Origin of the sequence: Streptomyces sp. NPDC059142, assembly GCF_042755665.1 — a bacterium.
Taxonomy (GTDB): Bacteria; Actinomycetota; Actinomycetes; order Streptomycetales; family Streptomycetaceae; genus Streptomyces.
In genome coordinates this window covers 8700-26513 of record NZ_JBHZDA010000102.1, presented here as the reverse complement: position 1 = coordinate 26513, position 17814 = coordinate 8700, and the positions used below count along the sequence as shown (strand labels likewise).

General features: G+C 70.8%; 12 protein-coding genes. 7 read left to right on the top strand and 5 right to left on the bottom strand.

Features of this window, described 5'->3' with window-relative positions; all coding sequences use genetic code 11:
- Positions 1 to 176: 176 nt before the first annotated feature.
- Entirely contained in the window at positions 177 to 3347 is a 3171-nt protein-coding gene (gene ileS, locus ACFXPK_RS27705; protein WP_385079686.1) for an isoleucine--tRNA ligase, read from the bottom strand.
- Positions 3348 to 3982: 635 nt separating this feature from the next.
- Between ileS and ACFXPK_RS27700 the strand changes: the two genes are divergently transcribed.
- The 5 genes from ACFXPK_RS27700 to ACFXPK_RS27680 all read left to right on the top strand — a co-directional run bounded on the left by ACFXPK_RS27700 (position 3983) and on the right by ACFXPK_RS27680 (position 8809).
- Entirely contained in the window at positions 3983 to 4846 is an 864-nt protein-coding gene (locus tag ACFXPK_RS27700) for a TraR/DksA family transcriptional regulator (protein ID WP_385079683.1), read from the top strand.
- A 169-nt stretch (positions 4847 to 5015) separates the two neighbouring features.
- Positions 5016 to 5588, top strand: coding sequence for a signal peptidase II (gene lspA / locus ACFXPK_RS27695; protein WP_385079680.1), 573 nt, complete (start codon positions 5016 to 5018; stop codon positions 5586 to 5588).
- 71 nt (positions 5589 to 5659) lie between these two features.
- On the top strand, positions 5660 to 6601 hold the full coding sequence (locus ACFXPK_RS27690; protein WP_384997459.1) for an RluA family pseudouridine synthase: 942 nt from the start codon (positions 5660 to 5662) through the stop codon (positions 6599 to 6601).
- Complete coding sequence (locus ACFXPK_RS27685) at positions 6598 to 7074, top strand: GNAT family N-acetyltransferase (protein WP_384997457.1); 477 nt, start codon at positions 6598 to 6600, stop codon at positions 7072 to 7074. The genes ACFXPK_RS27690 and ACFXPK_RS27685 overlap by 4 nt, the downstream gene beginning before the upstream one ends.
- Before the next feature lie 148 nt (positions 7075 to 7222).
- A complete protein-coding gene (locus ACFXPK_RS27680) occupies positions 7223 to 8809 on the top strand; it encodes a Na+/H+ antiporter (protein ID WP_384997455.1) in 1587 nt (528 codons plus the stop codon).
- A 66-nt stretch (positions 8810 to 8875) separates the two neighbouring features.
- Here ACFXPK_RS27680 and ACFXPK_RS27675 read toward each other — a convergent pair whose 3' ends face one another.
- Positions 8876 to 9994 carry a mechanosensitive ion channel family protein gene (locus ACFXPK_RS27675; RefSeq protein ID WP_384997453.1) on the bottom strand — a complete coding sequence of 373 codons (1119 nt, stop codon included), beginning with the start codon at positions 9992 to 9994 and terminating at the stop codon, positions 8876 to 8878.
- 58 nt (positions 9995 to 10052) lie between these two features.
- Here ACFXPK_RS27675 and ACFXPK_RS27670 point away from each other — a divergent pair, with 58 nt between their 5' ends.
- Positions 10053 to 10622 (top strand): dienelactone hydrolase family protein, encoded by a 570-nt coding sequence (locus ACFXPK_RS27670; protein WP_384997451.1) that lies wholly within the window; start codon positions 10053 to 10055, stop codon positions 10620 to 10622.
- A gap of 66 nt (positions 10623 to 10688) precedes the next feature.
- Here ACFXPK_RS27670 and ACFXPK_RS27665 read toward each other — a convergent pair whose 3' ends face one another.
- The 3 genes from ACFXPK_RS27665 to ACFXPK_RS27655 all read right to left on the bottom strand — a co-directional run bounded on the left by ACFXPK_RS27665 (position 10689) and on the right by ACFXPK_RS27655 (position 13802).
- Complete coding sequence (locus tag ACFXPK_RS27665) at positions 10689 to 11504, bottom strand: DsbA family protein (RefSeq protein WP_384997449.1); 816 nt, start codon at positions 11502 to 11504, stop codon at positions 10689 to 10691.
- A 105-nt stretch (positions 11505 to 11609) separates the two neighbouring features.
- Positions 11610 to 12296, bottom strand: coding sequence for a hypothetical protein (locus ACFXPK_RS27660; RefSeq protein ID WP_384997469.1), 687 nt, complete (start codon positions 12294 to 12296; stop codon positions 11610 to 11612).
- Between the two features lie 153 nt (positions 12297 to 12449).
- The gene (locus ACFXPK_RS27655) at positions 12450 to 13802 is read right to left on the bottom strand and encodes a DUF2252 domain-containing protein (protein WP_384997447.1); all 1353 of its coding nucleotides are present in this window, start codon (positions 13800 to 13802) and stop codon (positions 12450 to 12452) included.
- Positions 13803 to 14086: 284 nt separating this feature from the next.
- Between ACFXPK_RS27655 and dnaE the strand changes: the two genes are divergently transcribed.
- Positions 14087 to 17623 carry a DNA polymerase III subunit alpha gene (dnaE, locus tag ACFXPK_RS27650; RefSeq protein ID WP_384997445.1) on the top strand — a complete coding sequence of 1179 codons (3537 nt, stop codon included), beginning with the start codon at positions 14087 to 14089 and terminating at the stop codon, positions 17621 to 17623.
- Positions 17624 to 17814 lie beyond the last annotated feature (191 nt).

Here is a 17814-nt window from a genome sequence, read left to right as displayed (position 1 = left end):
GCGGGGTCAGCGGTTCGGCGGGGCCTGCGGGGGGGCGGGGGGGGGGGCTGTGGGGCCGGGCCCCGGCCCTTTTCCGTGCGGGTGCCTGTGCGTGCGCCTGTGCCGGTGGCGTTGGGCCCCGGTCCCCGAGCGCCGGACGGGCTTGAGGACCGGGGCCGGGACAGGCCGCGCGGGTGTTACACCTTGCGGAGGTGGAAGGTGAGGGTCAGGCCCTCGTCCTCGAACGCGGGGCCGTACGTGGCGTCGGGCTCGCCCGGGGTGAAGTCCGTCGCCAGGACCTCGTCCGCGATCAGGGGCGTGTGCGCCGTCAGCGCCTCCGTCGTCGCCTCGTCCGGCGAAGCCCAGCGCACCGCGATCCGGTCCGCCACGTCCAGGCCGCTGTTCTTGCGGGCCTCCTGGATCAGCCGGATCGCGTCGCGGGCCAGGCCCGCCAGCCGGAGTTCCGGGGTGATCTCCAGATCCAGGGCGACCGTCGCGCCGGAGTCGGAGGCGACCGACCAGCCCTCGCGCGGGGTCTCCGTGATGATCACCTCGTCCGGGGCGAGCGAGACGCTCTCGCCGTCCACGGTCACCGACGCCGTACCGTCGCGCAGCGCCGCGGAGAGCGCCGCCGCGTCCGCCTCGGCGACCGCCTTCGCCACCGCCTGGACGCCCTTGCCGAAACGCTTGCCCAGCGCGCGGAAGTTCGCCTTCGCCGTCGTGTCGACCAGCGAGCCGCCCACCTCGGAGAGCGTCGCCAGCGCGGAGACGTTCAGCTCCTCCGTGATCTGGGCGCGCAGCTCCGGCGACAGCGCCTCGAAGCCCGTCGCGGCGATCAGCGCGCGCGACAGCGGCTGCCGGGTCTTCACCCCCGACTCGGCCCGGGTCGCGCGGCCCAGCTCCACCAGCCGCCGTACCAGCGCCATCTGACGGGAGAGCGTCGGGTCGATCACCGACAGGTCCGCCTGCGGCCAGGACGTCAGGTGCACCGACTCCGGAGCGTCCGGCGTGACCGGCACGATCATGTCCTGCCAGACCCGCTCCGTGATGAACGGGGTCAGCGGGGCCATCAGCCGGGTCACCGTCTCGACCACGTCGTGCAGCGTGCGCAGCGCCGCCTTGTCGCCCTGCCAGAAGCGGCGGCGCGAGCGGCGTACGTACCAGTTGGACAGGTCGTCGACGAAGGCCGAGAGCAGCTTGCCGGTCCGCTGCGTGTCGTACGACTCCATCGCCTGCGTGGTCTGGTCCACCAGCGCGTGCAGCTCGCTCAGCAGCCAGCGGTCCAGCAGCGGCCGGTCGGCCGGGGCCGGGTCGGCGGCGCTCGGCGCCCAGCCGGACGTACGGGCGTACAGCGCCTGGAAGGCGACCGTGTTCCAGTACGTGAGGAGGGTCTTGCGCACGACCTCCTGGATCGTGCCGTGGCCCACCCGCCGCGCCGACCAGGGGGAGCCGCCGGCCGCCATGAACCAGCGGACCGCGTCGGCGCCGTGCTGATCCATGAGCGGGATCGGCTGGAGGATGTTGCCCAGGTGCTTGGACATCTTCCTGCCGTCCTCGGCGAGGATGTGGCCGAGGCAGACGACGTTCTCGTAGCTCGACCTGTCGAAGACGAGGGTGCCGACGGCCATCAGCGTGTAGAACCAGCCGCGGGTCTGGTCGATCGCCTCCGAGATGAACTGCGCCGGGTAGCGCTTCTCGAAGAGGTCCTTGTTCCGGTACGGGTAGCCCCACTGCGCGAACGGCATGGAACCCGAGTCGTACCAGGCGTCGATGACCTCGGGGACGCGGACGGCGGTCAGTTCGCAGCCGTCCTGCGGGCAGGTGAAGGTCACCGCGTCGATGAACGGGCGGTGCGGGTCGAGGCCGCTCTGGTCGGTGCCGGTCAGCTCCGTCAGCTCGGCGCGCGAGCCGACGCAGGTGAGGTGGTTGTCCTCGCAGCGCCAGATCGGCAGCGGGGTGCCCCAGTAGCGGTTGCGGGAGAGCGCCCAGTCGACGTTGTTGTCGAGCCAGTCGCCGTACCGGCCGTGCTTGACCGAGTCCGGGAACCAGTTCGTCCGCTCGTTCTCCTCCAGGAGGCGGTCCTTGACGGCCGTCGTACGGATGTACCAGGAGGGCTGCGCGTAGTAGAGGAGCGCGGTGTGGCAGCGCCAGCAGTGCGGGTAGCTGTGCTCGTACGGCACATGGCGGAAGAGCCGGCCGCGCTCCTTCAGGTCCGCGGTCAGCACCTCGTCGGCCTTCTTGAAGAAGACACCGCCGACCAGCGGGAGGTCCGCCTCGAACGTGCCGTCGGGGCGGACCGGGTTCACGACCGGGAGGCCGTACGCGCGGCAGACCTTGAGGTCGTCCTCACCGAAGGCGGGGGACTGGTGGACCAGACCCGTACCGTCCTCCGTCGTCACGTACTCGGCGTTGACGATGTAGTGCGCCTCCGCCGGGAACTCCACGAGGCCGAAGGGACGTTCGTACGTCCAGCGCTCCATCTCGCGGCCGGTGAAGGACGCGCCGGTGGTCTCCCAGCCCTCGCCCAGCGCCTTGCCGACCAGCGGTTCGGCGACGACGAGCCGCTCCGCGCCGTCCGTCGCGACCACGTAGCGGACGTCCGGGTGCGCGGCGACCGCCGTGTTCGACACCAGCGTCCACGGGGTCGTCGTCCAGACCAGCAGGGACGCCTCGCCGGCGAGCGGACCCGAGGTGAGCGGGAAGCGGACGAAGACCGAGGGGTCGACGACCGTCTCGTACCCCTGCGCCAGCTCGTGGTCGGAGAGCCCGGTCTGGTCGCGGGGGCACCAGGGCGCCACGCGGTAGTCCTGGACGAGCAGGCCCTTGCCGAAGATCTCCTTGAGCGACCACCAGACGGAGTCCACGTACTCGGGGTCCATGGTCCGGTACGCGTTGTCGAGGTCGGTCCAGTACCCCATGCGCGTCGTCAGCTCGGCGAACGCGTCGGTATGGCGGGTGACGGACTCACGGCACTTGGCGTTGAACTCGGCGATGCCGTACGCCTCGATGTCCTTCTTGCCGGTGAAGCCCAGCTCCTTCTCGACGGCCAGCTCCACGGGCAGGCCGTGGCAGTCCCAGCCGGCCTTGCGGGCGACGTGGTAGCCGCGCATGGTGCGGAAGCGCGGGAAGACGTCCTTGAAGACGCGGGCCTCGATGTGGTGCGCGCCCGGCATGCCGTTGGCGGTGGGCGGGCCCTCGTAGAAGACCCACTCCGGGCGACCCTCCGACTGTTCGAGGGTCTTTTCGAAAACCTTGTTCTCGCGCCACAGGTCGAGCACGGCGTGCTCCAGCGCGGGCAGGTCGACCTGGGCGGGCACCTGGCGGTACCGGGGGGCGGACGCGGGCGTCGGCGAGGGTTCTGGTGTCATGGGGCGCTTCCTCCGGCGGGACTGCGGCATCTCCGTCGAAGGGACGAGAGCTGGGCTCCCGCGGTACCACCCTCCTTGGCCCCGGACGTCACCGCCCGCGGCCCCCTCATTGGGGTCGCGCTGCCGGTTCTACTCGCCCCGCGGTGACCTGGGCTTTCTTCCGGCGGCTCCGGGGTGATGCTTCACATCGCGCTCTGCCCCCGGGCTCTCACCGTCCCCGGGTCGCTCATGGCCGCGTACGACGCTACTCGTCCCCATCCACGCCTCTCGCTGGGCCCAGTGTACGGGGCGGCGCCCGGCCCGGCCGACCGGTTTACCACGGGGGCGGGCGGTGGGCGCGCGCCGGGGGAGTGCGGGGGCGGAGCGGGGGGCGCGGGGTGGGACGGGGGAGCGCGGCGAGCGCCGTACGGCCGAGCGTATGACCCGAACGGTTATACCGGCGCGTGTGTACGGCGTGGCGCACCCGGCGGCGGATTACCGGGCGGGGAGCTGGGCACAACGGATGGAGGCCGGTCTTCCCGCACCGTGGGGAGGGGCCGGAGAGGCGGCGTGCCCCGTTGCCGCGGGGCTGGTGTCGATTTATCGTCCCAGCACGATTCGCGAGCAAGATCGCGCTATGTGAAGGGGCCGCGGCCATGGTGGCGAAGAAGACCGCCGCGAAGAAGACGGCGGTGAGGAATGCGGCCGCCGGATCGACCGCCGGATCGGCCGCCGAGGAGACGCCGGCCGGGAAGACGGCGGCGAGCGGGAAGACGGCGGCGAAGAGGACCACCGCCAAGAAGGCCGCGGCCAAGAAGGCGGTGGCCGGGAAGACCGCCGCCGAGAAGGCGACGGCAAAGAAGAGCGCACCGGACACGAAGGCACCGGCGAAGAAGACTCCTGGCAGGAAGGCCGCGGCCAAGAAGACGGCGGCGAAGAAGTCACCTGCGAGGAAGACGCCGGCGAGCAAGGCACCTGCGAAGCAGGCCGCGTCCGCGGCCGAGGGGGCGGCCCAGGCCGCGGAAGAGACGGGAGCCAACACGGTGGGAGCGAAGAAGACTGCGGGCGGCAGGGGCGCGGCCGGCGCCGCGGTGTCCACGGCGCAGGTCGCCGCGGCACCGCCGGGGGAACTCGCGGTACGGCCCGGCGAGGACCCGTGGACACCGGAGGAGGTCGCCGAGGCCCGTACGGGGCTGGAGAGCGAGATCGCCCGGCTGAGCGCCGAGATCACCTCGTCGGAGGCGGCGCTGGCCGGGCTGATGCGGGACTCGGGGGACGGGGCCGGTGACGACGACGCGGACACCGGCACGAAGAACATCACGCGGGAACACGAGATGTCCCTCGCCGCCAACGCCCGCGAGATGCTGGAACAGACCGAGCGGGCCCTGCTGCGGCTCGACTCGGGCACGTACGGCCTCTGCGAGATCTGCGGCAAGCCGATCGGGAAGGCCAGGATGCAGGCGTTCCCCCGGGCCACCCTCTGCGTGGAGGACAAGCAGAAGCAGGAACGGCGGGGCTGAGGTCCCTCGTCACGAGAGACCCCGGGTCGGCTCCGGCGAGGTCGGAGCCGACCCGGGGCGGCCGGGTGCCCGGTGCGACGGCGGGCGGAGGTTAGGGGACGGGGGTACCCGGGTGACGTACCCTCGTCCTCAGTCAGGCACCCAGTACTCCAGCAGTTGAGGGACTCACGTGGCAGAGGCGGAGCGCATCATCGGTACGCCGTCCGGTGACGGTGGCAGTGACGAGGACGCCGCGGCCCCGGCCGAGCAGCCGAAGGGCAAGCGTAAGATCGCCGCGCTCTTCGTCGTCGCCGTCCTGGCGTACCTGCTCGACCTCGGAAGCAAGATGCTGGTCGTCGCCGAGCTGGAGCACCACCAGCCGATCGAGGTCATCGGCGATCTGCTGAAGTTCGAGGTGATCAGGAACGCGGGCGCCGCCTTCGGCATCGGCGAGGCGTTCACCGTCATCTTCACGATCATCGCGGCCACGGTGATCGTGGTGATCGCCCGGCTGGCGCGCAAGCTCTACAGCCTGCCCTGGGCCATCGCGCTGGGGCTGCTCCTCGGCGGCGCGCTCGGCAACCTCACCGACCGGATCTTCCGTTCGCCCGGGGTCTTCCAGGGCGCCGTGGTGGACTTCATCGCGCCCGCGCACTTCGCGGTCTTCAACCTCGCGGACTCCGCGATCGTCTGCGGCGGCATCCTGATCGTGCTGCTCTCCTTCCGCGGGCTCGACCCCGACGGGACCGTCCACAAGGACTGAGAGCCCGGGGCTTCCTGGCCGGGGCAGGGCGCGCGGTCGGGGCTGTCGTGGCCACAAGGCATACTCGACAGGTGAGCTTTCCCGAGATCAGAACCCTGCCCGTGCCCGACGGCCTGGAGGGCGAGCGCGTCGACGCCGCCATAGCCCGTATGTTCGGCTTCTCCCGTACGAAGGCGGCCGAGCTGGCCGCCTCCGGGAAGGTCCAGGTCGACGGCGCCGTGGTCGGGAAGTCCGAGCGCGTGAGCGGCGGGGCCTGGCTGGAGGTCGAGATGCCGGCGGCGCCCGCGCCCGTACAGATCGTCGCCGAGCCCGTCGAGGGCATGGAGATCGTGCACGACGACGACGACATCGTCGTGATCGTCAAGCCGGTCGGTGTCGCCGCGCACCCCAGCCCCGGCTGGTCCGGCACCACCGTCATCGGCGGTCTGGCCGCCGCCGGCTACCGCATCTCGACCTCCGGCGCGGCCGAGCGCCAGGGCATCGTGCACCGGCTGGACGTCGGCACCTCCGGGCTGATGGTCGTCGCCAAGTCGGAGCGCGCGTACACCCTGCTCAAGGCGCAGTTCAAGGAGCGCGTCGTCGACAAGCGCTACCACGCGCTGGTGCAGGGGCACCCGGACCCGATGAGCGGCACGATCGACGCGCCCATCGGCCGCCATCCGAACCACGACTACAAGTGGGCGGTCACCGCCGAGGGCAAGCCCTCGGTCACGCACTACGACCTGATCGAGGCGTTCCGGTCGGCCTCGCTGCTCGACATCAAGCTGGAGACGGGCCGTACGCACCAGATCCGGGTGCACATGTCCGCCCACCGCCACCCCTGCGTGGGCGACCTCACCTACGGCGCCGACCCGACGCTCGCCAAGCGGCTCGGGCTGACCCGGCAGTGGCTGCACGCCGTACGCCTCGGCTTCGAGCACCCGTCGGACGGGCGCTGGGTCGAGTACGCGAGCACCTACCCCGACGACCTCCAGGGCGCGCTGGACCAGGTCAGGGCGGAGAGCAACGCGTGACCGCCCCCGGCTACACGCTGCGCGAAGCGCGGGACCCGGCGGACGTCGAGGCGTGCTTCGCGGTCCGCAAGGAGGTCTTCGTCGTCGAGCAGCGGGTGCCCGAGGAGCTGGAGTACGACGGCCGGGACGGCGACGCGGTGCAGGTGCTGGCCGTCCGCGACGACGGGGTGCCGCTGGGCACCGGGCGGCTGCTGTACGGGCCCGGCGCGGCCGACCGTACCGGCGGAGACCCGGACACCGGCTCCCTCGGACGGCTCGCGGTCTCCCCGGCGGCCCGGGGCCTGGGCATCGGCGCCGCGCTCGTACGGGCCATCGAGGACGCGGCGCGCGAACGGGGCCTGCGGGTGGTGGACCTGCACGCGCAGACGCACGCGCTCGGCTTCTACGAGCGGCTGGGATACGAGGCGTACGGCCCCGAGTTCCCGGACGCGGGCATGGCGCACCGGGCCATGCGGCGGGTGCTCACGTCTTAGGATCCCGGCCGCGGGACGCGAGGCCGGGCTCCGGTTGCCGCGCCCCCCTGGCCCGCGGCGTGCGAGGGCCATGACAGGCTGGAGGTCTTGATCACCCGTTGATCACCTTTGTCTTTCGTCAAGGCTTTCGACCACCGGAGGGCCCACCGTGGACCAGTTGGCACTGCTGATCGTCCTGCTCCTCGGGGCGGTGCTCACCGTTCCGCTCGGGGACAGACTGGGGCTGCCCTCGCCCGTGCTGATGACGATCGTCGGCGTCGTCCTGGCGCTGCTGCCGTTCGTACCGAATGTGCAGGTGCCGCCGGACTTCATCCTTCCGCTCCTGCTGCCACCGCTGCTGTACGCGGCCGTGCAACGCACCTCCTGGCGGCAGTTCACGGCGAATCTCCGGCCCATCTTCCTGCTCGCGGTCGCCCTGGTCTTCGTGACCACGGCGGCCGTGGCGGCGGTCGCCCACTCGATCGTGCCCGGTCTGCCCCTCGCCGCCGCGGTCGCGCTCGGCGCGCTGGTCGCCCCGCCCGACCCGGTGGCCGCGACCGCCGTCGCCGGATCGCTCGGGCTGCCCCGGCGACTGGTCTCCATCCTGGAGGGCGAGGGCCTCTTCAACGACGTCACCGCGATCGTGCTCTACCACGTGGCCATCGCGGCGGCCATCAGCGGCACCTTCTCCTGGCCGAGCGCCGTCGGCTCCCTGGTCCTCTCCGCGGTGGTGGCCGTGGCGGTGGGGCTCGGGCTCGGCTGGCTCACCAACAAGCTGATGTCGCTGCTCGGCGACGCGACCCTCCAGATCGGCCTGTCGCTGCTGGTGCCGTTCGTCAGCTACGTCCTGGCGGAGGAGCTGCACGGCTCCGGGGTGCTCGCGGTCCTCACCACCGCGCTCTTCCTGGCCACGCACACGGCGGACGCCGACGACGTCATGGGACGGCTGGCGGGCAACTCCTTCTGGCAGGTCGTCGACACGCTCGTCACCGGGGTCGCCTTCGGCCTCATCGGTCTTGAGCTGCACAACGCGTTCGGGGCGGCCGAGAGCCGTACGTTCGAGATGCTGCGCTGGGGCGCGGTGGTCGTCGGGGTCGTCGTGTTCGTCCGGCTGTTGTGGCTGCTGCCCGCGACCTGGCTGGCCAAGCGGATGCACAAGCTCCGGGACTACGACGAGGAGATCCCGACGAGCTGGCGCGAGACCGTCGTCATGTGGTGGGCCGGGATGCGCGGGGTGGCCTCGGTCGCGCTGGCGCTGGCGATCCCGCTGGAGACCGAGAACGGCGAGCCGTTCCCGGGCCGCGAGGAGATCATCTTCATCGCGTTCGCGGTGATCATGGCGACCCTGGTCGTCCAGGGGCTGACGCTGCCCTGGCTGGTGAAGAAGCTCGGGGTACGGGCCGACACGAAGGCGGAGCACGAGCTGGAGCACACGCTCGCGCTGCGGGCCGCGAAGGCGGCGCGGGGCCGGCTCAAGGAGATCGAGACGGTGGAGGAGGTCCCTGAGGAGATCAGCGAGCGGCTGGCCCGCGTGGCCATCGACATCGGGCTGCGGATCAGCCCCGACCTGGCGGACGACGAGCGCCGCGAGTGGGCCGCGCAGCGGGTCGCCCGTGGCAAGGCGGTGCAGCGCATCCAGCGCGAGATGATGTCGGCGGCCCGCCACGAGGTCCTGTCGGCCAGGAACGAGCCGGGCGCCGACCCGGAGATCGTGGACCGGGTGCTGCGCCAGCTCGACGTGCGCAGCATGCACTGACGTACGGCCCCGGGCGGGGTCGTGGGCCCGGGGCTGTGGGGGCGGGCGTACGGCCCGGGGGAGCCGTCAGCCGCGGCCGGTGTCGGCCTCGGTGTTTCCGGCGTTCTCGGCGTTCTCCCTGGGGGCGGCGACCCGGGCGCGCGCGGCGGGCGGGCCGGCCACCTCGCCCACGATCCGCGGCAGCGCGTACGGATGGTGCGCGGCCAGCCAGGCCACCATCTCCTCCCGTACCGCGCAGCGCACCTTCCAGATGTCGTCCGCGTCCTTGGCCGTGACCACCGCGCGCACCTCGATCGTGGTGGGCGTGGTGTCCGTGACGGCCAGGCTCCAGTCCCGGCCGTCCCACGCCGAGCACCCCGCCAGGATCTCCTGGAGCTTCTCGCGCATCAGCGGCACCGGTGCGCTGTGGTCGAGCTGGAGGAAGACCGTGCCGGTCATCTGGATCCCGCCGCGCGACCAGTTCTCGAAGGGCTGCGAGGTGAAGTACGAGACGGGCATGGTGATACGCCGCTCGTCCCAGGTCCGTACGGCGAGGAAGGTGAGCGTGACCTCCTCGACCACGCCCCACTCGCCGTCGACCACCACCGTGTCCCCGATGCGCACCATGTCGCCGAAGGCGATCTGGAACCCGGCGAAGAGATTGCTCAGCGTGGACTGCGCGGCGACACCGGCGACGATGCCGATGATGCCCGCGGAGGCCAGCATCGACGTACCGATGCTGCGCAGATCGGGGAAGGTCAGCAGCATCGCCGCGACCGCGACCACCACCACGACGGCGATCACGATGCGCATCATCAGCGTCACCTGGGTCCGTACCCGGCGCACCCGGGCCGGGTCGCGGGTCGAGGTCGCGTAGCGCGCGTACGACGACTCGACGACCACGGAGACGACCCGTACGACCAGCCAGGCGCCCGAGCCGATGACCACCAGGGAGAGCACCCGGCCGATCTCGGTCTGGTAGTACGTGGCCAGGGACCAGCCGGTCTCGCGGTACGTACCGCGCAGCAGCGACGCCATCACCAGCACCTGGAGCGGCACGCCGCAGCGGCGCAGCAGCCCCCACAGCGGGGTCTCCGGGTGGCGCTGGTCGGCGCGGCGGAGCACCAGGTCCACCACCCAGCCGAGCGCCAGGGTGAGCAGGACCGTGCCGCCGAGCACGATCAGTGGGCGCAGTGCGTTCTCCATGACTCCCTCATGTACCTCTCGTGCGGGCCGGGTGCGTACGGACTGGCAGGATGTCCGGATGGACATCATGCTCTTCCATTCCGTCTACGGTCTCCGCCCGGCGGTGCACGCCGCCGCCGACCGGCTGCGCGCCGCGGGCCACGAGGTGCGCGTGCCCGACCTCTTCGAGGGGGAAACGGTCTCGACCGTGGAGGACGGGATGAAGCTGAAGGACCGGATCGGCAAGGAGGAACTGCTGCGCCGGGCGGTGCTGGCCGCGGCGCCGTACTCCGAGCGCGGTCTGGTGTACGTGGGGCTCTCCCTCGGCGGTTCCATCGCGCAGAACCTGGCGCTGGGCGACGCGAAGGCGCGCGGGCTGCTCCTGCTGCACGGTACGTCCGACATCGCCGAGAACGCGTCCGTGGACGAGCTGCCCGTCCAGCTCCATGTGGCGGACCCCGACCCGTTCGAGCCGCACGACTGGCTGACCGCCTGGTACCTCCGGATGCGGCAGGTGGGCGCGGACGTGGAGGTCTACCGCTACCCCGGGGCCGGGCACCTGTTCACCGACCCGGAGCTGCCCGACTACGACGAGCGGGCCGCCGAGGAGACCTGGCGGACCGCGCTCGCCTTCATCGACTCGCTCTGAGCTCGTCCCGGCCGGCCGGGGGTGTACGGGCCGCGGCCGCCCGTGTCCGGCGACCGCGGCTCCGGCTCAGCCCTTGAGCGCCTTGGTGACCGCGGCGTTGAACTCCGCGACGGTCATGGGCGGGTTGTCGCTGCCCTCGGCCGTGAGCTTCTGGCCGTCCATCTTCAGGGTGGGCGTGCCCTTCACACCGCTCTTGTCGAAGGCGGCGGACATCTTCATCGCCCAGGCGTCGTACGTACCGCTCTCGACGTCCTTCTTGAAGGCCGCGTTGCCCTTGAGCGCGCTCACGGAGTCGGCGACTTCGAGGAGGTAGCTGTCCTTGGCGAACTTGTCCTGCGACTCCTCGGGGTGGTACTTCGCCGAGTAGAGCGCGGTCTTGTACTCCAGGAACGCCTCGGGGCTCACGTTGAGCGCCGCGCCCAGCGCGGACAGGGCGTTCTTGGAGCCCTCGCCGTTGTCGGAGTTGTCGATGAAGGTCGCGCCGATGTACTTGATCTTGAACTTGCCGGCGTCGACGTCGTTGTGGACGGTCTCGCCGACGGCCTGCTCGAAGCCGGCGCAGACGGGGCAGCGGGAGTCCTCGTACAGTTCGAGCGTCTTCTTGGCGTCCTTCTTGCCGATGACGACCGTGGTGCCGTCCGTGCCCTCGGTGTTCTTGGGGGCGACGACGGTCTTCTCGTCCTTCATGGCCTCCCAGTGGGAGGGCTTGTTGGACTGGACGACGGCGTAGCCGACGCCGCCGGCTATCGCGAGGACGGCGACGGCCGAGCCGAGGACGACGAGCTGGCGGCGTACCTTGTCCTTCTTCGCCTGCCGCTCGCGCTCGGCGCGCAGCCGCTCGCGGGCGGCTGCCTTGTTGGCCTGGTTGTTCCGTGCGCTCATGGTGGTTCGCTCCGTGGGGATGACGTGATGCCGCTGGGGGAGGGGCGCCGGGCAGGACCCGGCGCGGGCCGGTGCTCGGGCTCGGGCCCGTGCTCGGGAAGAGCCTCAGGCGACGAGGGCGAGCGCCGGGCGGGGCGGGCCCCGCCGTCCCACGGAGTGCACGAGGAGCCGGTGGCGGGAGGGGCGCGGGCGGCTCGCGGGGCGCGTGGCGCGCCGTACCGCGCGGGCGGCCGTGGAGACCACGGCGACCGCGATCAGCAGCGGCCGGAACGCGCTCACGGCCGTGGCCCGGATCAGCCGGGACAGCGCCCGCTCACCGTGGCGCAGCCAGGCCGCGGCGAGCAGCCCGACCGCCACATGGACGGCCAACAGCAGCCACGGCAGGGCCGGGTCCGGGGAGTCCAGCAGCGCGGCGGCCGTGGACCGTGTCGAGGCCACCCCGGGCAGCGGCGCGCCGAGGCCGCCGCCGCACAGCACGTCGAAGCCGACGGAGCGCAGCGAACCGGCCACGGGGCCGCCCGAGGGGCCGTAACAGACGCGCTGGCCGCTGGTGAAGACGGTGTCGGCGGCCAGTTCGAGCGGGACGAGCAGGGCGGCGATCCGCCAGAAGCCGCGCTCGCGGCCCGCCGCCGCGTAGGTGAGCGCGAACACGGCGGCGCCGAGCCCGGCCACCAGGGAGAGCGGCAGCGGGGTGCGGGACAGCAGCACGTGCGAGCCCGCGGACAGCGTCACGACCAGTGCCGTGAAAAGTGCTGCCCGCGCCGCTCTGAGCCGCGTCCCGGATATGTCCATCGTCGCCGAGTGTGCCATGGGTCCCTGTAAACGATCCCTAAAGCATCACGGAAGGAGACGTGCCCGGCGGGATCCGGACACGTCCTCGGGCGGTGTTCCAGACGCCTCCCCGCCCGGCCGAGGGGCGGACGACGCCACTTCGGAGCGACTCGTCTAGGCGAGCCGGCCGTTGCGGAACAGGTCCACGAAGATCTGGTGGTCCGCCCTGGCCCGCGCCCCGTACGTGTGTGCGAAGTCCACCAGCAGGGCCGCGAAGCCGTCCTCGTCCGCCGCGATCGCCGCGTCGATGGCGCGCTCCGTGGAGAACGGCACCAGGGAGTGCCCGCTCTCGTCGTCCGCCGCCGCGTGCATCGTCGCCGTCGCCCGGCCGAGGTCGGCGACGACCGCCGCTATCTCCTCCGGGTCGTCCAGATCCGACCAGTCCAGGTCCACCGCGTACGGCGAGACCTCCGCGACGAGCTGCCCCGCCCCGTCCAGCTCCGTCCACCCCAGCCAGGGGTCCGCGTGCGCCTGGAGCGCCCGCTGCGAGATCACCGTGCGGTGGCCCTCGTGCTGGAAGTACTCGCGGACCGCCCCGTCGGTGATGTGCCGGGAGACCGCCGGGGTCTGCGCCTGCTTGAGATAGATCACGACGTCGTTCTCCAGGGCGTCGCTGTTGCCCTCCAGCAGGATGTTGTACGAGGGCAGCCCGGCCGAGCCGATCCCGATCCCCCGCCGGCCCACGACGTCCTTGACGCGGTACGAGTCGGGGCGGGCCAGGCTGGACTCCGGAAGCGTCTCCAGATAGCCGTCGAACGCCGCGAGGATCTTGTACCGGGTGGCCGCGTCCAGCTCGATGGAGCCGCCGCCCGCCGAGAAGCGCCGCTCGTACTCCCGGATCTCCGTCATCGAGTCCAGCAGCGAGAAACGCGTCAGCGAGCGCGCCGAGCGCAGCGCGGTCAGCAGCGGGCCCTCGGCCGTGTCCAGGGTGAACGGCGGCACCTCGTCGTTCTTCGCGCCGGTCGCCAGCGCGTGGATCCGCTCGCGGTAGGCGCCCGCGTAGATCTCCACCAGCTCGGTGATCTGCGGGTCGCTCAGCGCCTTCGTGTAGCCGATCAGCGCGAGCGAGGCGGCGAACCGCTTCAGGTCCCAGGTGAACGGGCCGATGTACGCCTCGTCGAAATCGTTCACGTTGAAGATCAGCCGGCCGTTGGCGTCCATGTACGTGCCGAAGTTCTCCGCGTGCAGATCGCCGTGGATCCACACCCGGCTCGTCCGCTCGTCCAGGAACGCCGCCTCCGCCCCGGCCGGCTCCCCGGACGCCGGGCCCTCCTGCGCCAGATCCCGGTAGAAGAGGCACGCCGTACCCCGGTAGAAGGCGAACGCGGAGGCCGCCATCTTCCGGAACTTCACGCGGAAGGCCGCTGGATCGGCCGCCAGGAGTTCACCGAACGCGGTGTCGAAGACGGCGAGGATCTCCTCTGCGCGCTGCTGCTCGGCTGCTTCGACAGGTCGCGGGACCGACATCGCGGGGTGCCTCCTGGTGGCGGTGTGTGGGCGGGTGGCCACGGAGGCGGCAACGCCCCCGCAGGGCACGGCCGTGCCCTCGGTGGAGCAACGCGCGACACCATCCGCGAGTGCCCGCGGGGTCGGCCCCGGCCGCCCGCCGGACCGACCCGGGTGCCCGTCCGTTGTCGGTCGTGCGACGTAGACTTCGGGGCTGTCTCCCCGGACTGTCCGCAGCGCCGGAAGACCCCCCGGGCGCGCCCCCGGGGAACCACCGTGTCGCCCGCTCACTGGAGGCCCCCGCCGTGACCAAGCCGCCGTTCACGCACCTGCATGTCCACACCCAGTACTCGCTGCTGGACGGTGCCGCGCGGCTCGGGGACATGTTCACGGCGTGCAAAGAGATGGGCATGTCCCATATCGCGATGACCGACCACGGGAATCTCCACGGGGCGTACGACTTCTTCCACCAGGCGAAGAAGGCGGGCGTGACGCCCATCATCGGGATCGAGGCGTACGTGGCGCCCGAGTCCCGGCGGCTGAAGCGGAAGGTGCAGTGGGGCCAGCCGCACCAGAAGCGGGACGACGTGTCCGGTTCGGGTGGTTACACCCACAAGACGATCTGGGCGGCGAACAGCACCGGGCTGCACAACCTCTTCCGGCTCTCCTCGGACGCGTACAAGGAGGGCTGGCTCCAGAAGTGGCCCCGGATGGACAAGGAGACCATCGCGAAGTGGTCCGAGGGCCTGATCGCCTCGACCGGCTGCCCCTCCGGTGAACTCCAGACGCGGCTGCGCCTCGGCCAGTTCGACGAGGCGGTGAAGGCGGCCTCCGAGTACCAGGACATCTTCGGCAAGGACCGGTACTTCCTGGAGCTGATGGACCACGGCATCGAGATCGAGCGCCGGGTGCGGGACGGGCTGCTGGAGGTCGGCAAGAAGCTCGGCATCCCGCCGCTGGTCACCAACGACTCCCACTACACGTACGCGAACGAGGCCACCGCCCACGACGCGCTGCTCTGCATCCAGACCGGCAAGAACCTCTCCGACCCGGACCGCTTCCGCTTCGACGGCACCGGCTACTACCTCAAGTCGACCGACGAGATGTACGCCGTCGACCTCTCCGACGCCTGGCAGGAGGGGTGCGCCAACACCCGCCTGGTCGCGGACCAGATCGACACCGAGGGCTGGTTCCAGGAGCGGAACCTGATGCCCAAGTTCGAGGTGCCCGAAGGCTTCACCGAAGTCTCCTGGTTCCGCGAGGAGACCATGCGCGGCATGGCCCGCCGGTTCCCGAACGGCATCCCGGAAGACCGGATGCGCCAGGTCGAGTACGAGATGGGCATCATCATCGACATGGGCTTCCCGGGGTACTTCCTCGTGGTCGCCGACTTCATCATGTGGGCGAAGAACAACGGCATCGCGGTCGGCCCCGGCCGAGGCTCCGCCGCCGGTTCGATCGTCTCGTACGCCATGGGCATCACCGACCTCGACCCGATCGAGCACGGACTGATCTTCGAGCGGTTCCTCAACCCCGAGCGCATCTCCATGCCCGATGTCGACATCGACTTCGACGAGCGCCGGCGCGGCGAGGTCATCCGGTACGTGACCGAGAAGTACGGCGCCGACAAGGTCGCCATGATCGGCACCTACGGCAAGATCAAGGCGAAGAACGCCATCAAGGACTCCGCCCGCGTGCTGGGTTACCCGTACGCGATGGGCGACCGGCTCACCAAGGCCATGCCCGCCGACGTCCTCGGCAAGGGCATCGACCTCAACGGCATCACCGACCCCAAGCACCCGCGCTACAGCGAGGCGGGCGAGATCCGGGGGATGTACGAGAACGAGCCGGACGTCAAGAAGGTCATCGACACCGCGAAGGGTGTGGAGGGCCTGGTCCGGCAGATGGGTGTGCACGCGGCCGGAGTGATCATGTCCAGCGAGACGATCACCGACCACGTCCCCGTCTGGGTCCGGCACACCGACGGCGTGACCATCACCCAGTGGGACTACCCGCAGTGCGAGTCGCTCGGCCTGCTGAAGATGGACTTCCTCGGCCTGCGCAACCTGACGATCATGGACGACGCCGTCAAGATGGTGAAGTCCAACAAGGGCATCGACCTGGAGATGCTCTCCCTCCCGCTGGACGACCCCAAGACGTACGAACTGCTCTGCCGCGGCGACACGCTCGGCGTCTTCCAGTTCGACGGCGGACCCATGCGCTCGCTGCTGCGCCAGATGCAGCCCGACAACTTCGAGGACATCTCCGCCGTCTCGGCCCTATACCGGCCGGGCCCGATGGGCATGAACTCGCACACGAACTACGCGGAACGCAAGAACGCCCGCCAGGAGATCACCCCGATCCACCCGGAGCTGGAGGAGCCCCTCAAGGAGGTGCTCGGCCTCACCTACGGCCTGATCGTGTACCAGGAGCAGGTGCAGAAGGCCGCCCAGATCGTCGCCGGGTACTCGCTCGGCGAGGCCGACATCCTGCGCCGCGTGATGGGCAAGAAGAAGGCCGACGAGCTGGCGAAGAACTTCGTCCTCTTCGAGGCGGGCGCCAAGAAGAACGGCTTCTCGGACGCGGCGATCAAGGCGCTGTGGGACGTGCTGGTGCCGTTCGCCGGTTACGCCTTCAACAAGGCGCACTCCTCCGCGTACGGACTGGTCACCTACTGGACCGCGTACCTCAAGGCGAACTATCCCGCCGAGTACATGGCCGCCCTGCTGACCTCGGTCAAGGACGACAAGGACAAGTCGGCGGTCTACCTCAACGAGTGCCGCCGCATGGGCATCAAGGTGCTGCCGCCCAACGTCAACGAGTCGCTGTCCAACTTCGCCGCCCAGGGTGACGACGTCATCCTCTTCGGCCTGACCGCCGTCCGCAACGTCGGCCAGAACGTCGTCGACTCGATCATCCGGTCCCGCAAGGCCAAGGGGAAGTACGCGACCTTCCCCGACTTCCTCGACAAGGTCGAGGCGGTCGTCTGCAACAAGCGCACCGTCGAATCGCTGATCAAGGCCGGTGCCTTCGACGAGATGGGCCACACCCGCAAGGGCCTGGTCGCCCACCACGAACCGATGATCGACAACGTGGTCCAGGTCAAGCGCAAGGAGGCCGAGGGCCAGTTCGACCTCTTCGGCGGCGGCGACGAGGAGACGAGCGAACCGGGGTTCGGGCTCGACATCGAGTTCTCCGACATCGAATGGGACAAGACGTACCTCCTCGCGCAGGAGCGCGAGATGCTCGGCCTCTACGTCTCCGACCACCCGCTCTTCGGCCTGGAGCATGTGCTCTCCGACAAGGCCGACGCGTCGATCTCCCAGCTCACCGGCGGGGAACACGGGGACGGCGCGGTCGTCACCGTCGGCGGCATCATCTCCGGCCTCCAGCGCAAGATGACCAAGCAGGGCAACGCCTGGGCGATCGCCACCGTCGAGGACCTGGCCGGCTCCATCGAGTGCATGTTCTTCCCCGCGACCTACCAGCTCGTCTCCACGCAGCTCGTCGAGGACACCGTCGTCTTCGTCAAGGGACGGCTCGACAAGCGCGAGGACGTCCCCCGGCTCGTCGCCATGGAACTCCAGGTCCCGGACGTCTCCTCCGCCGGCACCGACGCGCCCGTCACCATCACCATCCCCACGGTGAAGCTCACCCCGCCCATGGTCAGCAGGCTCGGCGAGATCCTCAGCCACCACCGGGGCAACTCCGAGGTCCGGATCAAGCTCCAGGGCGCCCGCAAGACCACCGTGCTCCGCCTCGACCGGCACCGGGTCCAGCCCGACCCGGCGCTCTTCGGCGACCTGAAGGTCCTGCTCGGCCCGTCCTGCCTGGCCGGCTAGGTCTTCCGTCGCCCGGACGTCCTGCACGCGGGACGCCCGGACGTCCTGCACGCAAGAAGGGGCGCGCCCGGGTTCCGGGCGCGCCCCCCGCGCGTGCATACGCGCGGACGGGTGGCCGGTGTGGCCGGAGCGCGTCGGCCCCCTTGGGGCGCCCGCCGACGGCGTGATCCCCGGCACCACCGGGTCGGTAC